Source organism: Micromonospora sp. NBC_00362, assembly GCF_026342155.1.
Classification (GTDB): Bacteria; Actinomycetota; Actinomycetes; order Mycobacteriales; family Micromonosporaceae; genus Micromonospora; species Micromonospora hortensis.
Map to the genome: position 1 here is coordinate 4,197,441 of NZ_JAPENH010000001.1, position 22,980 is coordinate 4,220,420.

The 22,980-nt window shown below is 71.3% G+C and carries 26 protein-coding genes; 10 read left to right on the forward strand and 16 right to left on the reverse strand.

Translation table 11 applies throughout. The features are described 5' to 3' along the window. Nucleotides 1-150: 150 nt before the first annotated feature. From paaE to paaA, 6 genes are read right to left on the reverse strand one after another with little or no spacing between them, the layout of a single operon-like run. Entirely contained in the window at nt 151-1,260 is a 1,110-nt protein-coding gene (gene paaE, locus OG992_RS19235) for a 1,2-phenylacetyl-CoA epoxidase subunit PaaE (protein ID WP_266303949.1), read from the reverse strand. After that, nucleotides 1,257-1,769 (reverse strand): 1,2-phenylacetyl-CoA epoxidase subunit PaaD, encoded by a 513-nt coding sequence (gene paaD, locus OG992_RS19240; RefSeq protein ID WP_266303950.1) that lies wholly within the window; start codon nt 1,767-1,769, stop codon nt 1,257-1,259. The genes paaE and paaD overlap by 4 nt, the downstream gene beginning before the upstream one ends. Nucleotides 1,770-1,774: 5 nt before the next feature. After that, nucleotides 1,775-2,500, reverse strand: coding sequence for a 1,2-phenylacetyl-CoA epoxidase subunit PaaC (gene paaC, locus OG992_RS19245; protein WP_238684811.1), 726 nt, complete (start codon nt 2,498-2,500; stop codon nt 1,775-1,777). Next, the gene (locus OG992_RS19250; protein ID WP_266303951.1) at nt 2,497-2,619 is read right to left on the reverse strand and encodes a hypothetical protein; all 123 of its coding nucleotides are present in this window, start codon (nt 2,617-2,619) and stop codon (nt 2,497-2,499) included. The genes paaC and OG992_RS19250 overlap by 4 nt, the downstream gene beginning before the upstream one ends. Further along, nucleotides 2,616-2,900, reverse strand: coding sequence for a 1,2-phenylacetyl-CoA epoxidase subunit PaaB (gene paaB / locus OG992_RS19255; protein ID WP_238679931.1), 285 nt, complete (start codon nt 2,898-2,900; stop codon nt 2,616-2,618). Before paaB ends, OG992_RS19250 begins: the two co-directional genes overlap by 4 nt. A 32-nt stretch (nt 2,901-2,932) precedes the next feature. Next, nucleotides 2,933-4,009 carry a 1,2-phenylacetyl-CoA epoxidase subunit PaaA gene (gene paaA, locus OG992_RS19260; protein WP_238684812.1) on the reverse strand — a complete coding sequence of 359 codons (1,077 nt, stop codon included), beginning with the start codon at nt 4,007-4,009 and terminating at the stop codon, nt 2,933-2,935. Nucleotides 4,010-4,380: 371 nt separating this feature from the next. On the opposite strand from paaA, the gene OG992_RS19265 reads away from it, so the two are divergent. After that, on the forward strand, nt 4,381-5,367 hold the full coding sequence (locus tag OG992_RS19265; protein WP_238684813.1) for a hypothetical protein: 987 nt from the start codon (nt 4,381-4,383) through the stop codon (nt 5,365-5,367). After that, nucleotides 5,367-6,329 (forward strand): hypothetical protein, encoded by a 963-nt coding sequence (locus OG992_RS19270; protein WP_266303952.1) that lies wholly within the window; start codon nt 5,367-5,369, stop codon nt 6,327-6,329. Before OG992_RS19265 ends, OG992_RS19270 begins: the two co-directional genes overlap by 1 nt. A 67-nt stretch (nt 6,330-6,396) precedes the next feature. Here the strand turns inward: OG992_RS19270 and OG992_RS19275 are convergent, their stop codons facing one another. The 3 genes from OG992_RS19275 to OG992_RS19285 form a co-directional block, all read right to left on the reverse strand. Then, on the reverse strand, nt 6,397-7,248 hold the full coding sequence (locus OG992_RS19275; RefSeq protein WP_238684815.1) for a menaquinone biosynthetic enzyme MqnA/MqnD family protein: 852 nt from the start codon (nt 7,246-7,248) through the stop codon (nt 6,397-6,399). Nucleotides 7,249-7,340: 92 nt separating this feature from the next. Beyond that, nucleotides 7,341-8,711: an MFS transporter gene (locus OG992_RS19280; protein WP_266303953.1), complete on the reverse strand. Its 1,371-nt coding sequence runs from the start codon at nt 8,709-8,711 to the stop codon at nt 7,341-7,343. A gap of 42 nt (nt 8,712-8,753) precedes the next feature. After that, entirely contained in the window at nt 8,754-9,338 is a 585-nt protein-coding gene (locus tag OG992_RS19285) for a winged helix-turn-helix domain-containing protein (RefSeq protein WP_238684817.1), read from the reverse strand. Nucleotides 9,339-9,712: 374 nt separating this feature from the next. Here OG992_RS19285 and OG992_RS19290 point away from each other — a divergent pair, with 374 nt between their 5' ends. The 3 genes from OG992_RS19290 (at nt 9,713) to OG992_RS19300 (ending at nt 14,123) form a co-directional block, all read left to right on the forward strand. Next, on the forward strand, nt 9,713-10,963 hold the full coding sequence (locus tag OG992_RS19290) for an HNH endonuclease signature motif containing protein (RefSeq protein ID WP_266303954.1): 1,251 nt from the start codon (nt 9,713-9,715) through the stop codon (nt 10,961-10,963). 183 nt (nt 10,964-11,146) lie between these two features. Further along, complete coding sequence (locus OG992_RS19295) at nt 11,147-11,581, forward strand: hypothetical protein (protein WP_266303955.1); 435 nt, start codon at nt 11,147-11,149, stop codon at nt 11,579-11,581. 238 nt (nt 11,582-11,819) lie between these two features. Further along, on the forward strand, nt 11,820-14,123 hold the full coding sequence (locus OG992_RS19300) for an AAA family ATPase (protein ID WP_266303956.1): 2,304 nt from the start codon (nt 11,820-11,822) through the stop codon (nt 14,121-14,123). Here OG992_RS19300 and OG992_RS19305 read toward each other — a convergent pair. From OG992_RS19305 to OG992_RS19320, 4 genes are read right to left on the reverse strand one after another with little or no spacing between them, the layout of a single operon-like run. Next, nucleotides 14,112-14,723 (reverse strand): hypothetical protein, encoded by a 612-nt coding sequence (locus tag OG992_RS19305; RefSeq protein WP_238687143.1) that lies wholly within the window; start codon nt 14,721-14,723, stop codon nt 14,112-14,114. The two genes, OG992_RS19300 and OG992_RS19305, sit on opposite strands and share 12 nt — an antisense overlap. Continuing rightward, complete coding sequence (locus tag OG992_RS19310) at nt 14,723-15,067, reverse strand: YbaB/EbfC family nucleoid-associated protein (protein WP_112638726.1); 345 nt, start codon at nt 15,065-15,067, stop codon at nt 14,723-14,725. Before OG992_RS19310 ends, OG992_RS19305 begins: the two co-directional genes overlap by 1 nt. Nucleotides 15,068-15,076: 9 nt before the next feature. Beyond that, nucleotides 15,077-16,003: a WXG100 family type VII secretion target gene (locus tag OG992_RS19315; protein ID WP_238687144.1), complete on the reverse strand. Its 927-nt coding sequence runs from the start codon at nt 16,001-16,003 to the stop codon at nt 15,077-15,079. Next, complete coding sequence (locus OG992_RS19320; RefSeq protein ID WP_266303957.1) at nt 16,000-16,395, reverse strand: type VII secretion target; 396 nt, start codon at nt 16,393-16,395, stop codon at nt 16,000-16,002. The genes OG992_RS19315 and OG992_RS19320 overlap by 4 nt, the downstream gene beginning before the upstream one ends. 134 nt (nt 16,396-16,529) lie before the next feature. On the opposite strand from OG992_RS19320, the gene OG992_RS19325 reads away from it, so the two are divergent. The 5 genes from OG992_RS19325 to OG992_RS19345 all read left to right on the forward strand — a co-directional run bounded on the left by OG992_RS19325 (nt 16,530) and on the right by OG992_RS19345 (nt 20,021). Then, a complete protein-coding gene (locus tag OG992_RS19325; protein WP_238687146.1) occupies nt 16,530-17,168 on the forward strand; it encodes a transporter in 639 nt (212 codons plus the stop codon). Next, a complete protein-coding gene (locus OG992_RS19330; protein ID WP_238687147.1) occupies nt 17,165-17,476 on the forward strand; it encodes a transcriptional regulator in 312 nt (103 codons plus the stop codon). The genes OG992_RS19325 and OG992_RS19330 overlap by 4 nt, the downstream gene beginning before the upstream one ends. Beyond that, nucleotides 17,473-18,414, forward strand: a complete 942-nt coding sequence (locus OG992_RS19335; RefSeq protein ID WP_266303958.1) for an ABC transporter ATP-binding protein — start codon at nt 17,473-17,475, stop codon at nt 18,412-18,414. Before OG992_RS19330 ends, OG992_RS19335 begins: the two co-directional genes overlap by 4 nt. Nucleotides 18,415-18,424: 10 nt before the next feature. Beyond that, on the forward strand, nt 18,425-19,162 hold the full coding sequence (locus OG992_RS19340) for an ABC transporter permease (protein WP_238687149.1): 738 nt from the start codon (nt 18,425-18,427) through the stop codon (nt 19,160-19,162). Nucleotides 19,163-19,256: 94 nt separating this feature from the next. After that, nucleotides 19,257-20,021 carry a VOC family protein gene (locus tag OG992_RS19345; protein ID WP_266303959.1) on the forward strand — a complete coding sequence of 255 codons (765 nt, stop codon included), beginning with the start codon at nt 19,257-19,259 and terminating at the stop codon, nt 20,019-20,021. A gap of 16 nt (nt 20,022-20,037) precedes the next feature. Here the strand turns inward: OG992_RS19345 and OG992_RS19350 are convergent, their stop codons facing one another. The 3 genes from OG992_RS19350 to OG992_RS19360 form a co-directional block, all read right to left on the reverse strand. Next, nucleotides 20,038-20,856: an ABC transporter ATP-binding protein gene (locus OG992_RS19350; RefSeq protein ID WP_266303960.1), complete on the reverse strand. Its 819-nt coding sequence runs from the start codon at nt 20,854-20,856 to the stop codon at nt 20,038-20,040. Then, nucleotides 20,853-21,881, reverse strand: a complete 1,029-nt coding sequence (locus OG992_RS19355; protein ID WP_238687154.1) for an iron ABC transporter permease — start codon at nt 21,879-21,881, stop codon at nt 20,853-20,855. Before OG992_RS19355 ends, OG992_RS19350 begins: the two co-directional genes overlap by 4 nt. Before the next feature lie 157 nt (nt 21,882-22,038). Beyond that, complete coding sequence (locus OG992_RS19360) at nt 22,039-22,968, reverse strand: ABC transporter substrate-binding protein (protein ID WP_238687151.1); 930 nt, start codon at nt 22,966-22,968, stop codon at nt 22,039-22,041. Nucleotides 22,969-22,980 lie beyond the last annotated feature (12 nt).

Below are 22,980 nucleotides of genomic sequence, written 5' to 3' on the forward strand. Positions count from 1 at the left end.
GGGCTGGATCGCGCTGGAGGCAGCACCGAAACGGGGCCACCCCCACACCACTCCGCGATCTTGCATTTACTGTCGCGACACACGGGGCATTCCGTGCGTATCGGCGACCGAAACTGCAAGATCGCGGAAAGGCATTGGCGTTCGGCGTCGTCATGCGTCGTAGTCGACGGTGAGCTTGTCGGTGGTCGGGCTGGACTGGCAGGTCAGCACGTAGCCAGCGGCCAGTTCGTCGGGCTCCAGCGCGTAGTTGCGGGCCATCGTGACCGCGCCGTCGACGACCTTCGCCTTGCAGGTCGAGCAGACGCCACCCTTGCAGGCGTACGGCAGCTCACCCCGCACCTTCAGCGCGGCGTCCAACACCCGTTCCTCGCGACCCATGGTGAAGCTCGACGACCGGCCGTCCAGCACGATGGTCACCTCGGCCCCGGCGCCCACCTGATCGACGGGTCGGCGCACCGGCTCCGGTGGCGTGTCGACGTGGAACAGCTCGGTACGCACCGCCGACTCGGGCAGCCCGCGTGCGGTCAGCACATCCCGGACGTCGACCACCATGCCGTACGGGCCGCACAGGAACCACTCCTCGATCAGGTCGCCCGGCACGATGGTGCCCAGCAACCGGCCCAGCCGCTCGGCGTCGATCCGACCGGAGAGCAGCGGCGACTCGCCCTGTTCCCGGGAGAGGACGTGCACCAGGTGCAGCCGGGTGGGGTAACGGTCCTTCAGGTCGGCCAACTCCTCGGCGAACATCACGGTGTTCGCCGTGCGGTTGCCGTACACCACTGTGAAGGTGCTGGCCGGCTCGACGGCCAGGGCGGTCGCGACCAGCCCGAGCACCGGGGTGATGCCGGAGCCGGCGACGACCGCGCCGTAGTGCCGCGCGCGGTCCGGCGCGAACGCCGTGGTGAAGGTGCCCAGCGGCGGCAGCACCTCGACGGTGTCGCCACCGCGCAGCGCCCCGCAGGCGAACGCCGAGAAGGCGCCGCCGGGGATCTCCCGTACCCCGATCCGCAACCGGCCGTGCCGGGCCAGGTCGTCGGGGGTGGAGCAGATCGAGTACGACCGGCGCACGTCAGTGCCGTCCTCCGCGGCTCGCCGCACTGTGAGGTGCTGGCCGGCGCGGAACGCGAAGGTTTCCCGCAGTTCCTCGGGTACGGCGAAGGTCACCGCCACGGAGTCCTCGGTGAGCCGGTCGACGGCGGCGACGGACAACGGGTGGAAGACCGGCCGGCGGCGAACCGGGCGGGTGATGGTGACAGTCACAGCGCCTTCAGGTGGTCGAAGGGTTCGGAACAGGAACGGCACCGCCACAACGCCTTGCACGCTGTGGAACCGAACCGGCTGACCTGCTCGGTCTCCGGTGAACCGCACTGCGGGCAGCGGACCGCGAGCGTCAGCGAGACGACGCCGGCGGTGCGTACCGGGGCCGGCGGGGCGATCCCGGCGGCGGCGAGCTTGGCCCGCCCACGCTCGGAGATCCAGTCGGTGCTCCACGGTGGGCTGTAGACCGTCTGGACCTGCGCGTCCGGGTGGCCGGCGGCGGCCAGCGCGCGGCGGATGTCGGCCCGGATCACGTCCATCGCCGGGCAGCCGGTGTAGGTCGGGGTGATGGTGACGGTGACCCGACCACTGGCCGGGTCCTCCTCGACCGCCCGCAGGATGCCCAGCTCGTCGATGGTGATGACCCGGATCTCCGGGTCCACGACGCTCGCGGCGGCCTCCCGTGCGCTCGCCCTGCCGGCGCGGTTCGCGATTGCGGGGCTCGCGCTCATCGCGCTCACCACGTCGCTCCTGGGTGGGCGCGGTGCAGCACCTGCATCTCGGCGAGCAGGTAGGCCAGGTGCTCGGTGTGCACACCGGCCCGCCCACCGGCGGGGGCCCAGGCGCTGTCCGGCTGGGTGAGCGTCGCCTCGGCCAGCACCGGGCCGACGACCTCGTCGAACGCCGGCCGCACTGTGGCCGGGTCGACCGGCGCCGCCGGGTCCGCGGCGAACAACTCGTGGGTGTACGGCCACACCTGGTCGACGGCCGCCTGCATCCGACGATGCGACTCCTCGGTGCCGTCACCGAGCCGCTTCACCCACAGCGCGCCGTGGTCCAGGTGGTACGCCGACTCCTTGCGCGCCTTCGCGCCGATCGCGGCCAACCGCTCGTCCGCGCAGCCGGCCAGCGCCGTGTACAGCGGCAGTTGGTACGCCGCCAGGAAGAACAGCTTCGCCATCGTCACCGCGAAGTCGTCGTTGGGCAGCTCGACCAGTAGCGCGTTGCGGAACTCGCGGTCGTCGCGCAGGTACGCCAGCGCGTCCTCGTCGCGGCCGGCGCCCTCCAGCTCGCCGGCGTACGACAGCAGCAGCCGCGCCGCGCCGAGCTGGTCGAGGGCGATGTTGGCCAGCGCGATGTCCTCTTCCATCTCCGGCGCGCGGGTGGTCCACTCGGCCAGCCGCTGGGCCGCGATCAGCGCGTCGTCAGCGAGCGCGAGGGTGAAGTCGAAGGGCCCGTTCACGCCGTCACCTCGCTGCGCTGGCTGGTTCGCTCGCTCCCCGCGACCACCTCGCTCCGCTCGGCGGCGGCGCGAAGCGCCCCGCTGCTGAGCTGCCTGGTTCGCTCGCTCCGCTCGCTCACAGGTGGGCCACCCCGTCCGGCACCTCGTAGAAGGTGGGATGGCGGTAGACCTTGTCGGCGGCCGGGTCGAAGAAGGAGTCCTTCTCGTCCGGGCTGGACGCGGTGATCGCGCCGGCCGGCACCACCCAGATCGACACGCCCTCCTGGCGGCGGGTGTAGAGGTCGCGGGCGTTGCGCAGGGCAAGCTCGGCGTCGGGGGCGTGCAGGCTGCCGACGTGCGTGTGCGACAGCCCGCGCCGGGCCCGCACGAAGACCTCCCACAAAGGCGAATGACTCGTCATGCCAGGTTGTTCGGCTTGCTCGCGACGCTCGCTCACGCGGCCACCGTCTCCTTCTGTCCCGCCCGCTTCGCGGCGTATGCCGCGGCGGCCTCGCGTACCCAGGTGCCGTCGGCGTGCGCGGCCCGGCGGTGGGCCATCCGCTCCCGGTTGCACGGCCCGTCGCCCGAGATCACCCGCATCAGCTCGTCGTAGTCCGGCTGGGTGTAGTCGTACGCCTGCCGCTCGTCGTTCCAGCGCAGGCCCGCGTCGGGGATGCGCAGCCCGAGGATCTCGGCCTGCTGGACGCACATGTCGACGAAGCGTTGGCGCAGATCGTCGTTCGAGAAGCGCTTGATCTTCCAGGCCATCGACTGGGCGGAGTGCGTGGAGTCGCCGTCCGGCGGGCCGAACATGGCCAGCGACGGGTACCACCAACGGTCCACCGCGTCCTGGGCCATCGCCTGCTGCCCGGGGGTGCCGTGCGCCAGGGTGTGCAGGATCTCGTAGCCCTGCCGCTGGTGGAACGACTCCTCCTTGCAGACCCGGATCATCGCGCGGGCGTACGGGCCGTACGAGCAGCGGCAGAGCGGGACCTGGTTGACGATCGCCGCGCCGTCCACCAACCACCCGACGGCACCCACGTCGGCCCAGCTCAGAGTCGGGTAGTTGAAGATCGAGCTGTACTTCTGGCGGCCGTCGAGCAGCAGTTGGACCAGTTCGTCGCGGCTGATGCCGAGGGTTTCGGCGGCGGCGTAGAGGTAGAGGCCGTGACCCGCCTCGTCCTGCACCTTGGCCAGCAGGATCGCCTTGCGCTTGAGCGACGGCGCCCGACTGATCCAGTTGCCCTCCGGCTGCATGCCGATGATCTCGGAGTGGGCGTGCTGGGCGATCTGCCGGATCAGCGTCCGCCGGTACGCGTCGGGCATCCAGTCGCGGGGCTCGATCTTCTGTTCGGCGTCGACGACCTCGGCGAAGTACGCCGCCAGGTCCTCGTCCGGCGCGGGCCCGCCGCGCCGTCCGCGCGCCGCCGCTGCCCGCAGTTCGGCCTCGGCGGCCTCGACCTCGCCCAGCAGGCCGCCGGGCGCCTCGTCGGTGGCGCCGTCAGGAGCGGAGAAGTCGTTGCCATACATGAGGCTAAGTGTTACAGCTTGCGCCACGTTGCACCAGGGGGTGTAACAGGAATCCGCGCATCCCATCTGTGAGCGGATGAGCGCTTTGCGCTACTTGGACACCGCCGTCTCGCCGTGACCTAGGCCACGAAACAAAGGTGAATCCCTGCAAAAACCTCATACCGGCCCCAGATCCCGCCTTTATCGCAGGTTGCCTAGTGTCGAACCCTGGCGGTCTGCCGGTCCGGCCGTAGACTTCTGCCGGACAACCGATCGGCTGCCGACATCGACATCTCCACAGAGGCCACCTCCCCCGGCCTCGGCGATCGCACCCGATTCGTCCCGACGACAAGCCGGTCCCCCCGGCCCTGACACCTGGAGTTCACCCACTCATGCGATCTCGCGTGACCCTGGTGCTCGCCATCACGGCGGTCGTGCTCGGCGGCGTCCTACTGGTCCCCACCGCGTACGCCCGGCTCGCCAGCGACGACAGCGGCGGAGGTGGCGGAGGTACGTCGAGCGTCGCCGCGCCCGCGCCCACCCCACCACCGCCGCCCACCCTGGCCGCCGGCCCGGTGTCGGTGAGCTTCAAGGGTCAGTTCTTCTCGTGGGCTCTGCTGGACCGGAAGACGGGCAAGATCTCCGGGTCGCCGAACATGACGGCGACCAGCTCCACCGAGTCGATGATCAAGGCGTGGATCGTCTCCGACTACCTGCGGCAGCTCGGCGACAAGGAGCCGCCCGCAGCGATGAAGGAGCTGGCTCGACTCGCCATCGTCGACAGCAACGACGGAGCGGCCAACAAGGTCCACGCCGCCGCGGGCGGCTCCTACAAGCCCTCGTCGAGCAGCGTCCCCGACGCGGTGATCCAACGAGCGATCAAGATCTGCGGGCTGACCGACACCAAGCGTGGCAACGTCAAGCCGTACACCGGCTACTGGAGCTTCACGCGGATGTCCCCCCGTGACGCGGCCCGGGTCGGCGACTGCATCGCCGACGGTAAGGCCGCCGGCCAGAAATGGACCAAGTGGGTGTTGGACCAGATGAGCAAGGTCAAGGGCACCACGGCGGCCAAGGACCAGCGGGCCTCGTCCGGTGGTGGCCGCTGGGGGATCATCGACGGTCTACCCAAGTCGATCACCGCTCAGGGGCCGGTCAGCATCAAGAACGGCTGGACCCCCATCTACGGCGACGGCAACTGGCACGTCAACTGCCTCGCCGTCACCAGCAAGTGGAGTCTCGCGGTGATGCTGCGCTACCCGATCAGGACCGGTCTGGACTACGGCGCGAAGGTCTGCGCCAGCGTGGCCACCCAACTGGTCACCCCGCAGCCCGGCGCCGCGCTCAAGGTGCCGCAGCAGCCGGTCGGAAAGCTCTGATGGCAGGCAACCGTCGGGTCGACCGGCGCAACGGCGGCGAGGCCTCCCCGATCCGGCTGATCGCCATCGCGGTCATCCTGATCGGGCTGGTGCTGGTGTCGCTGCGGCTGCTGCCCGGGTCGCCGTTCGAGTCGTCCGCCGCGGCCAAGTGGGGCGATTCCGGTTCCGGCACGAGCGACCGACCCACCGGCGCCGGCACCGATCGCAGCGCCCGCAAGCCGTCCTCGCCGACGCCGAGCCCCAGTCCGTCGCTGGAGCCGCTGCCCTTCGTGGCCAAGGACCTCAATCTGAACATCGAGGGCTGGTACTCCTGGAGCGTCCTCGACCGCCGGACCGGAAAGATCATCGGTTCGAAGAACATGGGCGAGACCAGCACGACCGCCTCGCTGATCAAGGCCTGGATCGTCGCCGACTACCTGCGGCGCGCGGCCGACGCCGGCCAGACCCCGAGCGACGCCAAGCTCGCCGACGCGACACGGATCATCCGGGACAGCGACAACACCCGTGCCGAACAGTTCTACAACCAGGTCGACCGGGACGCCTCGATCAAGCGGCTCATCTCCATGTGCAAACTGACCGACAGCAGCGTCGCCCCCGACAAGGGTTGGAGCCGGACGGCGCTCTCCCCCCGGGACACCGCCCGGATGGGCAACTGCATCGCCACCGGCACCGCCGCCGGGCCGAAGTGGACCAAGTGGCTGCTCAACGAGATGAAACTGGTTCGCGGTGCCGGCGACTTCGGTATCCGCAAGGCCTTCCCGGCGTCCGAGCAGAAGAAGATCGCCATCAAGAACGGGTGGATCGATCGGACCAGGGAGCAGGAGATGCACATCAACTGCCTGGCCATCGGTGACACCTGGACGATGGGCGTGATGGTCAAGTACCCGATCAACATGGGCTACGACTACGGCATGAAGAACTGCGAGAAGATCACCGAGGCACTGCTCCGCCCCGGCGCCTGAGCCCCTCGGGCTGACGCCTAGGCATGCGCCGGCCCGGCCGGCGCTTTGCCGGCCCGGCCGGCAGCGGTCAGCCGGCGAAGAACTCCGGGCCGCCGTCCGGCAGCGCCGGGGCCTCGCCGATGGCGGCGGCCCGTCGGGCCCACTCGCGCAGCCCGGCGACCTGCCGCTCGCCGAGGGAGAAGTCGAGGGTCCGGAAGTACGTGGCAAGCGTCTCCGCGTCGAAGGTCTCCCAGCGGGCAGCCGCCTCGGCGACCTGGTCCAACTCCGCCAGGCAGAGATCGCGCGAGCGCAGGAAGGCCTCGTGCACCTCCTTCACCAGGCCCGGGTGGGCGGCGGCGAAGTCGCGGCGGACCGCCCAGACGGCGAAGACCATCGGCAGACCGGTCCACTCCCGCCACGCCTGCCCGAGGTCGGTGACGGTGAGGCCCTTCCGCGGCGCCTCGTAGTACGCCCGCAGCGCCACGTCCCCGATCAGCACGGCGGCGTCGGCCTCCAGCAGCATCTGGGTCAGGTCCGGCGGGCAGCGGAAGTACTCGGGCCGCACGTTGTACTGCTCGGCGAGCAGCAGCTGAGCCAGCATGACCCCGGTCCGCGAGGTCGAGCCGAGCGCCACCCGGGCGCCGTCCAGCTCGGCGAGCGGCCGGGTGGAGACCATGTTGACCGAGAGCACCGGCCCGTCGCTGCCCACCGCCAGGTCCGGCAGGAGCAGCAGCTCGTCGGCGTGCTTCAGATACTCCAACAGGGTGATCGGGCCGATGTCGAGGTCGCCGGCGACCAGCGCCGCGCTCAACCGGTCCGGCGAGTCCTTGTGCAGGTCCACGTCGAGCAGGGCACCGGAGCGCATCAGACCCCAGTAGATCGGCAGGCAGTTCAGGAACTGGATGTGCCCGACCCGCGGGCGTGCGATGCGCTCAGCCATGGCCCGACCGTATCCCCGGCCGCTGGCTCCGGCTCGGCGGGCCGGCCCGGAGTGGCCAACCCCGCACTTGACCGGGCTGCTCGCCGGCTGGCCTAACTGCCTGCGTGCGCGGCTGCCTGCCGGTCGGCTACCGGTAGGTCGGTCAGCGACGACCGTCGTACCGCCCGGGTCACGACCGGCACGAAGGCCAGCACCACCAGCAGCCCCACCACACCGGCGCCGGCGATCAGCGGCCGAGGCGGAACGACCGCGAGCAACGCCCCGCCGATCAGGAAGCCCACCATCGAACCACCCTGCACCGCCGCGCCGTAGCTGGCGTACGCCCGAGCGCGCATCGCCTCCGGCACCCGCCGAGCGGTGAGCAGGTTGGCGAAGACGTTTTCGCCGCCGTTGGCCGCGCCCCCCACCAGCCAGAGCGGCACCAGCACAGCCGCCGCCGGCACCGTCGCCGCGAGCAACACCATCAGGCTGCACACGGCCAGAGTCGCCAGCACCCCCCGTACCAACGCACCGTCGTCGTCGAGCCGCCTGGCGAGTCGTACGGCAAGCCAGCTCCCCGGCAGCATGCCGGCCATCCATGCGGCACTGACCAGGCCGTATGTGGTCGCCGAATCCCCCAGCGTCTCCCGGATGAAGAAGACCTCGATCACGTTGATACCGCCGATCGCCGCGATCACGACGGCGGTGGTCACCACCATGACGAGCATCAGCGGGTCACGACGCAGCCGCCAGCCGATCTCCGTAACCCCGGGGGGTGCCACGCCGCCCGAGACGGCCTGGCTGCCCGAGACGGCCTCGCTGCCCACGGCTGCCGGGCCGGCAACGGCGGCCTCGCTGCCCACGGCTGCCGGGCTGGCAACGGCTGCCTCGCTGCTCACGGCGGGCCGGCGGCCGCCGCGGCGGGTCCGCAGCAGCAGGCCCGCGACCACGAGCGCCAGGTAGGTAGCGGCATCGAGAAGCAGCGGTACGCGGGTGCCGAACTGCCCCACCAGCAGGCCGGCCAGTACCGGGCCGCCGAGCGCACCGAGCGAGACGGCGTTCTGACTGATCGCGCTGGCTCGGGGCAGGTCAGCCGGGCGGACCATCGCCGGCAGCAGCGCCGCCAGGCAGGGTTGCGTCACCGCGAGCCCGCAGGCCAACAGGGCGACGAGCCCGACCACCAGGACCGGCTGTTCGACGACGGCGAGGAGCGCGCAGATCGTGGCCTGCCCGAACCCGATTGTCACCAGCAAGGTACGGCTGTCTATCCGGTCGGCGAGTCGGCCCGCGAGGGGGGCGAACACCACCAGAGGCAGCGTGGCGGCCAGCAGCAGCCCCGATACGGCCAGCCCACCTGCGCCAGCGCCCTGTAGGGCCAGCGCCAGCGCGGTCGCGGCGAGGAAGTCACCGCAGATGGTGGTGCCCCGGGCGGCAGCGGCGAGCCAGACATCCGACCAGCGCGATTCGTCAGGTGTGAAGGACATACTTCGAAAATAATGCTTCACAACTGATTCATGCAAGCCTGGCTATGCCAGCGGCACCGTCCGGTACTGCACAGCGACAGTGCGCGCCCCCGGCGGCGGGTCCCCCTGCCTCCGCCGCGGGTGATACGGCCTGAGCAGCGCCAGCACCGCCTCGTTCAACTCGGCCAACTCCTCGGCGGTGAGCAGCAACAGCGTGTCGGTGAACAGGGCCGTCTCGTACCACTCGGCGGGCTCGTCCCCGGCGCGCCGCAACCAGTCCCGGGTCCGCTCCATGGCCCGGACCGCATGCGCCTCCACCAGCGCCTGCTCGGCCGCGCGCGCCTCAGGCCCGGCATCCCGACCCGCCTCGACCAGCACACTCACACTCGGCACGCGCCACAGCCGCTCGCGCGCGTCCCCCCGGCTCGGCGCCTGCTCGACCAGGCCGAACTTCGCCAGCGCCCGAAGGTGGTAACTGGTTGCGCTCGGCGACAACCCGACGATCTCGGCACACTCGGTGGCGGTCCCACCACTCTTGCGACTGTTCAGGTACTCCATGATCGCGATCCGGGCCGGATGGGCCATCGCCCGCATCACCTGGGGGTCGCTGATCGTCATCCGGCGCGAATCGGAGCGGGCCTCGGTCATACACCCATGATCCCGGCAGCCCCGCCAACCTGCCATCACCCCCGCGCCCCGCTCGGACCACCGCGCGTCGGCCACGCCTTTGCCTTCGGCCGCGAGCAGGCGGATTTGACGGCGGGCACGGCTTGGCGGGGGTGGCCTGAATAGGCGAGCGTGGCCTGGCGTCGCCGTGGCGTGGCGTGGCGTGGCCTGGCGTGGCGTGGCGTGGCGTGAGCGCGGGGGCGGGGCGGCTTCGCGGCACGGCGGTTCGGCGGCGCGGCTTCGCGGCGCGGCTTGGCGGCGGGACAAGCGGGCACATCACGATGATCGACGAAATTTAGTTGGCTCATCGATCAGGGCGACTCCAAGTTGTCGTACACCAGTTCTATTCTGCTTTTATGGTGGAGGCGTTGGCGCAGGTGGATGGGGCAGTTGACGACTGCGCCGAGACCGCGCTCTGGGCGCTCTCCGATGACGATTTGCTTGCTTCTCTCGACGCGACTCACGTGTTGGCGCAGCGGTTGGCCGCCGTTCAGCTCGGTCTGGTCCGCGAGTTGGACGGTCGTGGGCTGGCGGTCACCCAGGGCGCCTCGTCCACCGCTGTCTGGCTTCGGGAACGGCTCCGGCTCTCCGGTCGCAGCGCGCGCCAACTGGTCCAGCTCGCCGCCGTCGTCGACGCCGCCCCGCCAGCGGTGCGCGACGCGCTGCTCGGCGGTGCCATCACCGTCGAGCAGGGTCGGGTGGTGGCCGAGACGATCGCCGCCCTCCCGGTCGAGGCCGGTCCCGAGGTGGCGGACAAGGCCACCCAACTACTGGTCACCTGGGCCGACCGTTTCGATCCGACAAGCCTGAGCCGGCTCGGCGAGCGCGTCCTCGCGCACGTCGCCCCGGAATTGGCCGACCAGGCTGAGTTGAAGGCACTGGAGCGGGCCACCGAGCGAGCCGAGGCCCGCCGGCACGTCACGCTCTCCGAGCAACGGAACGGCCAGGTACGCCTCAGCGGCAACCTCGACACCGAAACCGCGAGCCTGCTACGCGAGGCGATCGACCCGCTCTGCGCCCCAGCCGGTGAGCAGGATGACCGCAGTCCTGGTCAGCGCCGCGCCGACGCGTTGGGCGAGATCTGCCGACTGGCGTTACGTACCGGTCAGCTGCCCGACAACGGCGGTGACCGTCCTCATCTGGTGGTGAGCGTTTCGCTGGAGGAACTAGTCAACGGCGTACGCGCCGGAACACTGGAGACCGGCACGCGCCTCACCCCCGGTGCGGTCCGCCGCCTGGCCTGTGATGCGGGCGTGCTGCCGGTCGTGCTGGGCGGCAACAGTCAGGTCCTGGACGTCGGCCGGCAGCGCCGGCTATTCACCGGCCCGTTGCGGCGCGCGCTGGTCCTGCGGGACGGCGGTTGTGCCTTTCCTGGTTGTGATCGGCCGCCGAGATGGTGCGACGGTCACCACATCCGACATTGGGCCGACGGCGGGGTGACGGCGCTGGGCAATGCGGTGCTGCTCTGTGGCTACCATCACCGGTTCATCCACCGCGGCGACTGGACGGTCCGTCTCGCGGCGGACGGTCGACCTGAATTCCTCCCGCCCAGCTGGCTGGACCCACAGCGCACCCCGCGTCGCAACCTCTACCACCTGCGCTGCTGATTCCGGCAACCACGCCGGCGCCGCCCGCGCCCACATCTTGCGACGGCCGTTACCGCAATCGCCACCGTCACCGCGCCTTGCCGCCGCGACCGCCTTGCCACCGCCACCGCGGTCGCCACCGCCACGGCCGCACCACCGCCGCCCCAGCACCGCGCCTTGCCACCGCCGCCTCAGCACCGCGCCTTGCCACCGCCGCCTTGCCACCGTCACGGCCTCACCACCGCCACCTCGGCACCGCGCCTTGCCACCGCCACCGCCACCGCCTTGCCACCGCCAGGGCCTCACCACCGCCACCTCAGCACCGCGCCTTGCCACCGCCACCGCGGTCGCCACCGCCACGGCCTCACCACCGCCGCCTCACCACCGCGCCTTGCCACCGCCACTGCGGTCGACACCGCGGTCGCCACCGACCTCGACCTCGACCTCGACCTCGACCTCGACCTCGACCTCGACCTCGACCTCGACCTCGACCTCGACAAGCCTGCTGTCCCTGCCGCCTCAGCCGTGTCTTCCGGTGATCGACTCGGCTCCCTGAAAACCGGGTTGTCGCACCGGCCCAGACACCGCGACTTCCTGAAAGTCGAGTGGATCACCGGCGTCGCGACGGTCGCGGCGTGAGACAGCACGGCACGGCAGGGTGCGCGATCGCCCAGCGACACTCGACCGGCAACACGCCGTCTCGGACGGGTGGTCACGTCGGTAATTCGCTGGATACGTCGGGTTGGGGAGCGTAGGGTTGCAGCCCGCTTGACGGCCGAGGTGAGCTGCACCGGAACGGACGTCTTCGCGCCGGGCGGGCGGCCATCCGCCCCCGGATACGCGAGCGCGCAGCAGATGTGAACGATGGGACGTCAGCATGCCCGCACTGGACCTCGACACCCAGCTCGAGACCGACACCGACACCCAGCTCGACGCGGACCTGGCCGCCGAACGCGAACACCTCACCACCTCGCGGGCCGCGCTGGGTCGGATGCGGGAGCGGGCCGAGTCTCTCTTCGCCACCGGTGATCAGGTGGCCGGCGATGCGTACGCGGCCGAGACGCTCGGCCGCACCCTGGCCCGCCGGGTCGCCGAGCTGGCTGACGACCCGACCACTCCGCTCTTCTTCGGCCGCCTCGACTTCGCTGGCGCCACAAACAACAGCACCATCACGGACAACGGCACCACCAACGGCAGCGCCACGGACAACGGCAGCGCCACCGACAACAGCACCACCACGGACAACGGCAGCGCCACGGACAACAGCACCACCAACAGCACCACCACGGACAACAGCACCACCAACAGCGGGAGCACCAACCGCAGGCCCACCAACAGCGGCACCGGCAGGCCCGCCAACGACCCGACCGACCCCGACACCAGCGGTGATCATCACGGTCGGCGGTATCACGTGGGGCGGCGGCATGTCACCGATGAGCGTGGTGAGCCGTTGGTGCTGGACTGGCGGGCCCCTGTCTCCCGTTCGTTCTACCGGGCCAGTGTGCGGGATCCGCAGGGGGTCGCGGTTCGGCGGCGGTTCGGGTTCAGCAACGGCGTTCTGACCAGCTTCGAGGATGAGCGGCTGGATCGAGGCGAAGAACTCGGTACGACCAGTCGGATCCTCACCGCCGAGATCGAGCGGCCACGCGTCGGGCCGATGCGGGACATCGTCGCCACGATCCAGCCGGAGCAGGACGAACTGGTTCGGGCTGACCTCGCCGACTCGATCTGTGTGCAGGGCGCGCCGGGTACGGGGAAGACGGCTGTGGGTCTGCACCGGGCCGCGTACCTGCTCTACCTGCACCGGGAGCGGTTGCGGCGGGCGGGCGTGCTGATCGTCGGGCCGAACCGGGCGTTCCTGTCGTACATCGCGGCGGTGCTGCCGGCGCTCGGTGAGGTCGAGGTCGAGCAGGCCACGGTGGAGGAGTTGATCTCCCGGGTGGCGGTTCGGGCGGTCGAGGCGCCGGCGGTGGCCGCGCTCAAACACGACGTACGGATGGCGAGCGTGCTACGGCGCGCGGTGCAGGGGCAGATCGGCAGCCCGACCGAGTCGATCACCGTGTCGGACGGCTCGTTCCGCTGGCGCATCGGGGTGGAGCCGTTGCACCGGATCGTCGAGGAGACCCGCCGGGAGGGGCTGCCGTACGGGACGGGTCGGGAACGTGTCCAGGCGCGGGTGGTGAGCCTGCTGCAACGGCAGGCCGAGGCGCGGCGTGCGGAGTCGCCAAGCGATGCCTGGCTGCGCCGGATGAGCCGCTGCCGGCCGGTACTCGATTTCCTGGATGCGGTCTGGCCGGCGCTCACCCCGGAAGGGCTGGTGCACGGCCTGTTCTCCGACCCGGACCGGCTCGCCGCCGCGGCGGACGGCCTGCTCAGCGACGCCGAGCAGACCCAACTCCGCTGGACGAAGCCGGCCCGCACGCCGAAGGCGACCCGGTGGACCGCTGCCGACGCGGTGCTTATCGACGAGGCGACCGGGCTGCTGGAACGGCTCTCCGGGTTCGGGCACGTGGTGGTGGACGAAGCGCAGGACCTCTCCCCGATGCAGTGTCGGGCCATCGCTCGGCGCAGCGAGCACGGCTCGGTCACGCTCCTCGGTGACCTCGCCCAGGGCACCGCGCCGTGGGCGGCGACGGACTGGAGGGAATCCCTCGCCCATCTGGGCAAGCCGGACGCGGTGGTGGTCCCGTTGACAGTCGGTTTCCGGGTGCCCGCCGCGGTCGTCGCATTCGCGAACCTGCTGCTCCCGGCGCTCGCGGTTGACGTACCGCCGGCCGAGTCGCTGCGCCACGACGGCGGCCTGGACGTGCGTACGGTGACCGACCTGACGTCGGCAACGGTGGCCGAGGTGCGCGCGGCGCTCGCACACGACGGCTCGGTCGGTGTGATCGCCGCCGACGACGCGGTCGACGGCCTGCGCGCGGCGCTGGCCGAGGCCGGTGTCGAGACCGCGACCGCCGACGACGTGGCGGCCGCCGAGCGGGTCACGGTGGTGCCGGCGACGTTGGTGAAGGGCCTGGAGTACGACCATGTGGTGGTGGTCGAGCCGGCCGCGATCGTCGCGGCCGAGCCGCGCGGGCTGCACCGGTTGTACGTGGTGCTCACCCGGGCGGTGTCCCGGCTGGCGGTGCTGCACGTTGCGCCGCTGCCCGCACCGCTCGTCGGCGGGTCAGCCGGCTGACAGGGCGGCCGCGACCTCCCGCAGCGGGCGGCCGGAGTCGGCCAGCGGCACGTGGAACGACAGCCACGACCCATCGGCGAAGTCGATCCGCAGTCGCTTCCAGTTCAGCCGGTACCTGCCGAACCGGGCGGTGACAGCCGTGCGCGGAACGGACCCGAGCAGTTCGATGTCGGCTTGGGCCCGTTCGTCCGCCGCCGAGTTGGAGAGCAGCCCGACGGGTGCTGTCGCGCCGAGCAGCAGCCGCTGGTCGGTGGCCCCCAGCACGAGGGTTCGCAGGCCGGAGCCCTTCGTCGCCACGTTCACCGCATGGTGCAGCACGGACGCCTGGGAATCTGGCTCGCCTCGACCTCCGACACCGAAGAAGAGCCAGTCGACGGCGTTGTCCGCCCGACCGAAGGTGATGTTCGGTGACAGCACGTTGAGCAGGACACCCAGGAAGCCCGGCCCACCCGTGGCGGGTGGCGTCGACGGCTGCGGGGGCGGCGCCGGGGTCAGCCCGCTGCCCTCTCGCACCTGGGCCACCGCGCGCACCTGCTCCCCGGCCGCCAGCAGTCGGGTGATCCCCTCGACGTACCGTGCCTGACTCTCGTCGACCGTCATCAGCGCCCCTCGTGGTCGGCGGATCGGCGCGGACCGGCGCCTGGGTCGCCGATGACCTCGCCGACCAACTCCCGGACCAGGGCCGCTGCGGCCTCCTGCGCCCGGTTCGCGGCTGCGGTGAACTCCTCGGCCAGGCTGTAGGAGTCCAGACGCATCGCCCGCGCGTTCAACTCCGTAGAAACGATCTTGCCGTCGGCCGCGGCGGTGACTCGCACCAGGCCGGAGTCGCTGACGCCCTCGGCGCTGGTCTGCTCCAGCTCCGCCATCCGGTCGGCGAGTTGCCGCTGCCATCCGTCCAGGTTGCGAGCCAGCGCCTCGATGCGGTCCAGGGCGGGGAAGGTCATGGCTGCCTCTCAGTTCACGATGGAGTCGAAGACATTCTGCACACCCACTGTGTACGGGCCCAGGTCCTCGCTGTACGTGCCGTCCACCAGGTAGTTGCGGTCCTTCTGCCCGTCGGAGATGTCGTGCAGGCCCACGCCGGTGTCCAGCAGAGCGCCGCCGAAACCGGGGATGTTGACCGGCGAGACCTGGTTGATGACGAACTTGCCCGGAAAGAGGGTCTTGAACTTCTCGACCTGGAAGGCACGCCCCTCGGGCGTCCAGCCGCCCTTGCTGAGCAGCTTGTACTGCTTCTTCCGCTGCTTGAGCTCCATGACGGTGTCGGCGTACTTGCGGAGCTGCCCGGCGACCTTGCCCAGCCGGGCGGCGAGGCGGGTGAGCACCTCGGCGAACCGGGCGACGATCTTGACCATCCGACCCACTGTGGTGGCCAGCCGGGCCAGCACCCGGACCACTGTGGCGGCCAACGAGACGCCGGCGCTCAGCGCCGCGGCCACCGCCGCGATGATCACCTCGGTGAGGAACCAGAGCAGGAACTCGAGGATCAGCTCGACCAGCAGGTTGAACGCGTCCACCGCCGCGTTCGCCGCCTCGACCAGCACGTCCTTGGTGCCGTCGAGCCCCTGGGCCAGCTCCTCGATCGCCGCCTCCACCGACTCCATCGAGGCATGGAAGCCCTCGGCGGCGTCGCCCGTCCAGGCACCGCGCAACCGGGCCCGGTCGGCGATCTGGTCACCGGCGATCTCCCGTACCGCCGCGCCGGTGTCCAGGCAGAGCTGTGCGGCCCGCATCAGGTCGTCCGGTTCGCCAGCGACCAGCTCCAGGAGCTGCTCGAACGGCCAGAGCACCGCGTTGGAGAGCGGCTTGAAGGGTTCGGGAGTGCCCGAGACGATCTGCTCGAAGTAGGTCTTGTTGCGCTGCAACGCCTCGGTGCTCACGCCGGCACCGAACCGTTCGGAGCGCTGGCGCCACCCGACCAGGGGCCGGGCGCGATGACGTCGGGAGCGGGTGGGCGGCCGGGCACGAACAGGTCGGTGTTGGCCGCGTCGGTGCCGGTGTAGGCGGCGGCGGTGTCGGTGAGCCCCTCGGCGATGTCCGCCATCATCTCGGCGCCGTCGGCAAGCCCTTGCAGGCACGCCTCGAACTGCTCGGCGTACGTCGCCGCGAGGTTGAACGACGCCGGCATCACCCCGAAGGCGTGCCGGGGCACGTGCCCGTCGCCGAAGGCGCGGTGCAGCTCGCGGAAACGGGCCGCCCGATCCTTGGACCCGGCGGCGAACGCCGTCAGAGCCTCCGGCTGGACCTCCAGCTCATTGCTCGGGCTTGACACGAACCCTCCCCTATGGCCTGTGCGGCGGATCAGTCGCCACGACTGACCACCATAGGCATTGCTCGCCGTAATCGGGGGTCCCATCGGTGATGACGGGGTCACCCGTCTCGACTTTGTGTCATAAAGTAGTTTGCGTGAACCCCGACGACGATTCACCACCCACTGACGCGGCGGCGGCGCTCCGGCTGATCCAGGACCAACGGTCGGCGACGGCACGCCGGCTCGATCCCGACGCCCGCCTGCTCTACTGGCCGTGGGGTGTCGCCTGGCTGATCGGCTTCGGGCTGTTCTTCCTCCGGTTCACCCCTGGTGACCGGGCTCTGGTTCCACTGCCGAGCTGGCTGCCGCTGACCGTCCTCTTCGTACTGCTGCTGGCCGCTGCCGCAGTGCAGGCGACGGCCAGGGAGCGCGCCTACGACCAGGTGAGCGGCGACTCCGCCCAGCGTGGCCGCTGGTACGGGTACGCCTGGGGCCTGGGATCGCTGGGCGTCTACGCCGGGCTCGGCCGGATCAGCGGGCACCTGCCGCACGATCTGGCGGCGCTGCTCTGGTCGACCACCTCGGTCGGGCTGATCGGCGCGCTGCAGATGGCGGGCGGGGCGATCTGGCTGGACCGGGATCTGTTCCGCCTCGGCGTCTGGATCAGCGTGATCAATCTGCTCGGCGCGTTCGCCGGACCGGGCTGGCACGCGCTGGTCATGGCGGTGGCGGGCAGTGGCGGGATCCTGGTGGCCGGCGCGCTCGCCCGGCGGCGACAGCGACAGCTGCCGTGACCGAGCTGGATCCGGTCATCCACGCGCAGGCCCGGCTGCGGGTGGTCGCCAGCCTCTCCGCCCTCGGCGAGGGCGACAGGATCGCGTTCCCCCGGCTACAGGAGCTGCTCGCGATGACCGCCGGCAACCTCTCTGTGCACCTGCGCAAACTCGAGGACGCCGGCTACGTGGAGATCAACAAGACCCATCGTGGACGCACCCCGGCGACCCTGGTCCGGCTCAGCCGGCGAGGCCGGCTGGCGTTCGAGGAGTACACCGAAGCGATACGCGCCCTGCTCGACCCCGCCCCGTCGAAGGAGCAGCCATGACCCTCGCCCGCGCCGACCAGGCCAGCCGCCGGTACGGCGACGTTCTCGCCCTCGACCGTGTCGACCTGGAAGTCCGGGCCGGTGAGCTGGTCGGCCTGCTCGGGCCGAACGGCGCCGGCAAGAGCACCCTGATGAACCTGCTGGTGGGTCTGCGCCGCCCCAGCTCCGGGCGGGTCGAACTGTTCGGTGGTGATCCCCGCGACCCGGCGAGCCGGCGGCAGATCGGGGTCACCCCGCAGGAGACCGGCCTGCCCGGCACGCTGCGCGTCGGCGAGGTCGTCGACTTCGTCTCCGCGCACTACCCCGACCCGGTGCCCCGGGCCGAACTGCTCGACCGCTTCGGTCTCGCCGACCTGGCCCGGCGGCAGACCGGTGGGCTCTCCGGCGGGCAACGGCGCCGGTTGGCGGTGGCATTGGCGTTCGTCGGCCGGCCCCGGCTGGTGCTGCTCGACGAGCCGACCACGGGCCTGGACGTGGCCGCCCGGCACACCCTGTGGGAGGCGGTTCGGGCATTCCACGACGACGGCGGCACAGTGCTGTTGAGCAGCCACTACCTGGAGGAAGTGGAGGCGCTCGCCCACCGGGTGGTGGTCATCGGGCAGGGCCGGGTGCTCGCCGACGACACAGTGGACGCGGTGCGCGGCATCGTGGGCGTACGCCGGGTCAGCCTGGTCGCCGACAACCTGCCCGACCTGCCCGGGGTGGTTCGCACCGAACGGGTCGACGGTCGGCTGCACCTGCTCACCACCGACGCCGACGAGCTGGTCCGAGCGCTGGTCACGACCCAGACCCCGTTCACCGACCTGGAGGTACGGCCGACCTCGCTGGAGGAGGCGTTCCTCGCCATCACCAGCGGAGAGGCGACCAGCGGCGACGTGCCCGCCGGCACCGGCCGACCCACCACCGCCGGTGCCGGCGGCCGACCCACCACAGTCTGAGGAGGCGACAGTGCAGCTCGCCCTGGTCCACGCCCGCTACCAACTCCTGGAGATCATCCGGATCCCGGTGGCCGTCTTCGGCAGCGCCTTCTTTCCGGCCGCCGCCATGATCTTCTTCGTGGTGCCGTTCGCCGGTGACGATCCGGTCGGCGCCACCTACGCCACCGCGTCGATGGTCACCTTCTCGGTGATGAGCGCCAACATCTTCCAGTACGGCGTCGGTGTCGCCGAGGACCGCGACCAGCCCTGGAACCCGTACACCCGGACCCTGCCGGCGGGGCCGGCCCCGCGGTTCGCCGGCCGGGTGCTGGCCGGCCTGGCGCTGACCTACCTCTCGCTGATCCCGGTCGTGGTGATCGGCGCGACGCTGACCGCGGCCCAGGTCACCCCGGCGGCGTTCCTGCTGGCCCTCGGCACCGTGGCCGTCATCTCGGTGCCGTTCACGCTGATGGGGCTCGCCATCGGCTACTCGCTGCCGAGCAAGGCGGCGATCGTGGTGGCACAGGTGCTCTTCCTGCCGCTGGCCTTCGGCGGCGGCCTGCTCTCCGCGCCGGGCGACGCGCCCGGGTTCATCGAGACGATCGCGCCGTACCTGCCCACCCGGGGCGCTGCCGAACTGATGTGGGCGGCGGCGACCGACTACGACGTGGAGCCGCTGGCAGTGATCATGCTCGGTGTCTGGGTGGTGCTGCTCGCCGCGCTCGCCGGCTGGGCGTACCGGCGGGACGAGGGTCGCCGGTTCAGCTGACGATTCGTCCGTTTCCGCCCCGGGCCGCGGCGGGACGGTGCCAGGATTCCGGCAGGGGGCCGCCGTGGCCGCCCGGGCCGAGAGGGGTCTTGACGTGAGCACCGTCCCGCCGGGTACGCCCTGCTGGGCCGACCTGGCCACCCCGGACCTGACCGACGCGCGGCGTTTCTACCCGGAGCTGTTCGGGTGGACCGGCCAGGTCACCCCGGAGCCCGAGGCGGGCGGCTACACGGTCTTCCTGCTCGACGGTAAGCCGGTGGCCGGCGCCGGCCCGCCCGCGATCCCGGACCAGATTCCGATCTGGTCGACGTACCTCGCCACCGACGACGCCGAACTGGTCGCCGGCCGGGTCGAACGGGCCGGCGGACAGGTCGTCGTCCCCCCGTTCGAGGTCTTCGACAGGGGCTGGATGGCGGTCTTCGCCGACCCGGCCGGCGCCACGTTCAGCGTCTGGCAGCCGCTGGCCATGGCCGGTGCCGAGCTGTTCAACGTGCCGGGCGCGATGAGCTGGAACGAGCTGGTCACCCCCGATCCCGAAGGCGCGAAGGTCTTCTACGAGCTGGTGTTCGGCTGGCAGCCCGACGACCAGGCGGTGGGCGCGATGACGTACACCGGGTGGCGGCTCGGGACGCAGATCGTCGCCGGGATGATGCCGCCGCTGGCCGACGACTTCCCGGCCGACCTGCCCGCGTACTGGACTGTGTACTTCGCGGTGGCCGACGCGGACGCCGCCGCGGCCCGCGCCGCCGAGCTGGGCGGAACGATCCTGGTCCCGCCCCGCGACATCCCGGCGGGCCGCTTCGCCGCCCTGCGCGACCCCCAGGGCGCCCTCTTCTCCGTCATCGACCTGGGCCCCTGACCCAGCGCCTGCGTGCTCAGGGGCGGGTGGGGCGGACGGGGACCACCAGCGGGCCGTGGGCGCCGGGGACCACCCGGACGCTGGCCCGGTAGTGGGTGGCGAGCAGCTCCTCGGTCAGCACCTCGGACGGAGTCCCGGCGGCCACCACCTGACCGGCGGCGAGCATCACCATCCGGTCGGCGTACTCACCGGCCAGGGAGAGGTCGTGCATCGTGGCCAGGACGGTCAGGCCGTGCTCGCGGCGTAGCTGGTCGACGACTTCGAGCACGTCCTGCTGGTGGCCGATGTCGAGCGCGCTGGTCGGCTCGTCGAGCAGTAGCAGCGTCGCGCCCTGGGCGAGCGCGCGGGCGAGGAACACCCGCTGCCGTTCGCCGCCGGAGAGGGTGGCCAGTTCGCGACGGTGGAAGCCGGCGAGGTCCAACCGCCCCAGCACCTCGTGCACGGCGTCGACGTCGGCTGTCGACTCCCGGCCCAGGGTCGGGATGTACGGGGTGCGGCCGAGCAGCACGTAGTCCAGCACCGACATGCCGGGCGGCACCACCGGGGACTGCGCCACAGTGGCCACTATCCGGGCGCGGTCCCGACGGCGCAGCGCGGCACTCGGCGTACCGAAGAGAGTGATCGCCTTCGGCGCGGGCAGCAGGCCGCCGACGGCGCGCAACAGTGTGGATTTGCCGGCGCCGTTCGGGCCGATCACCGTGACCCACTCGCCGACGGCGACGGTGAGGTCGACGCCGGTCAGGATCGGCGTGCCACCGAGGGCGACGTGCAGCCCGCGCACCTCGACGGCAGGCGCACCGGCGGCGGGCTCGCGGCTGGCGGGTTCGCGGCTCACGTGAGCACTCGCCGGGCGGTCCGCAGCACGAGGACGAAGAACGGGCCGCCCAGCAGGGCCGTCACCACTCCGATCGGCAGCTCGGACGGAGCGGCGACGGTGCGGGCCACCACGTCGGTCAGCGCCAGGAACGCGCCGCCGAACAGCAGTGACATCGGCAGGATCACCCGGTAGCTGGACCCGGCGAGCAGCCGGACGGTGTGCGGCACGATGATGCCGACGAAGCCGATCAGGCCGGTCGCGGAGACCGCCGCCGCGGTGCCCAGCGAGGCGGCGGCGATCAACAGGTATCGGGTGCGCTGCGGGTGCAGGCCCAGACTCCTCGCCTCGTCGTCGCCGACCGCGAGGACGTCCAGCTCACGGCGGTGCAGCAGCACCACCACAGTGGTCAGCGCGGCGTACGGCAGCACCAGCAGCACGTCGTGCCATCCGGCGGTGGCCAGCCGGCCGAGCAACCAGGAGTAGACCGGCTGGATGCTGTCGGCGTGTCGTTGCAGGAGGTACGTCTGCCCGGCGGAGAGGAACGCGGAGACCGCCACCCCGGCCAGGATCAGCATGGCCGGTGACCCGCGTCGCCCACCGGCCGCGCCGAGCACGTAGGTCATCGTGACGGCGAGCAGCGAACCGGCGAAGGCGGCCAGCGGAATGGTCATCGGCAGACCGGAGAGCGTGCCCTGCCGGCCGGCGCCGCCGAGGGCGATCGCCGCGGTGACCGCGAGGCCGGCGCCGGCGGCCACACCGAGCAGGTACGGGTCGGCCAGCGGGTTGCGGAACACGCCCTGGTAGCAACCACCGGCGAGGGCGAGCAGACCGCCGACGAGCAGGCCCAGCACCACCCGGGGCAGGCGCAGCTCGGTGACGATCGCGATCTCACGCTCGGTCAGCCCGCTGTCGAGGTGCACCCCGGGAAACAGGTTGAGCAGCTCGGCGGCGACGCTGCCCGGGGGCAGGCTCACCGGGCCGAGCGACACCCCGACGACGAGCGCGACGAGCACCGCGACCAACCCCGCGACCAGCCACCGCATGCGCAACCCGGCCGGCCGGGCTCCGGACGGCAACCCGGCCGGCCGGGCCACGGAACGTGGCTCGGCCGGCGAGAACGACGGCGGCGGCGGCTCGGCTGGCCGACCGGTTGGTGCCGGATCGGACACCTGTCGCGGCCCGGTCACCGACGGACGACGGTCACGCGGGCACCTTGGCGACCGCGTCGATGATGACCCGGAGCAGGTCCACGACCCGTGGGCCCCAGCGGGAGGCGACGTCATCGTCGAGGGCGACCACCTGGTTGTTCTTCACAGCGGTGAGGCCCGCCCAGCCACTGCGCGCCTTGACCGTGTCGGCGCTCTGCTGGCAGCACTTGGCGTCGGCCAAGAAGACGAAGTCCGGGTCGGCCTTGACGATGAACTCCTGGGACAGCTGCGGGTAGCCGAAGTTCTTACCGTCCGCGTCGGCCGGGTCGGCGATGTTGGTCAGGCCGGCCTGGCTGTAGAGCGAGCCGATGAAGGTCTTGCTGGTGGCGCTGTACAGCTCCGGGCCCAGCTCGTGGAAGTAGGTGAGCTTCTCGGCGCGCTGAGGCAGGTCCTTGACCAGCTTGGCGATGTCGTCCTTCATCCGGGTGGCGACGTCGGTGGCCTGGTCGGCGTGCCCGGTCAGCGTGCCCAGCTCGGTGATCTGCCGGTACGAGTCGTCGAGCGTGACCGCCGCCGGGGTCTGGTACACCGGAATCTTCAGCTTGCCGAGCTGTTCGACGATCTTGTTGCGGTCGTCGGAGAGCACCACCAGGTCAGGGTTCTTACCGGCGATCGCCTCGGCGTTCGGCTGGAAGGCGGAGAGGTCGGTCTTCGGCACGTCGGCCGGGTAGTTCGACTGGTCGTCGACGGCGGTCACCTGCGGGCCGGCGCCGATCGCGAAGAGCATCTCGGTGGCGGTGGGCGACAGCACGACGATCTTCTCGGGGCGCTTGTCGAGGGTGAGCGCGCCCACGGTGACCGGGTAGGCGGCGGCCGCTGTGCCGGCGCTCGGCTGGTCGTCGGCCTTCTCGGCGCAGGCGCCGAGGGCGAGCGCGGTGACCGCGAGGGTCGCCGCGAAGAGCCGAGGGGTACGTCTGAACATGGGGGCCTCCTG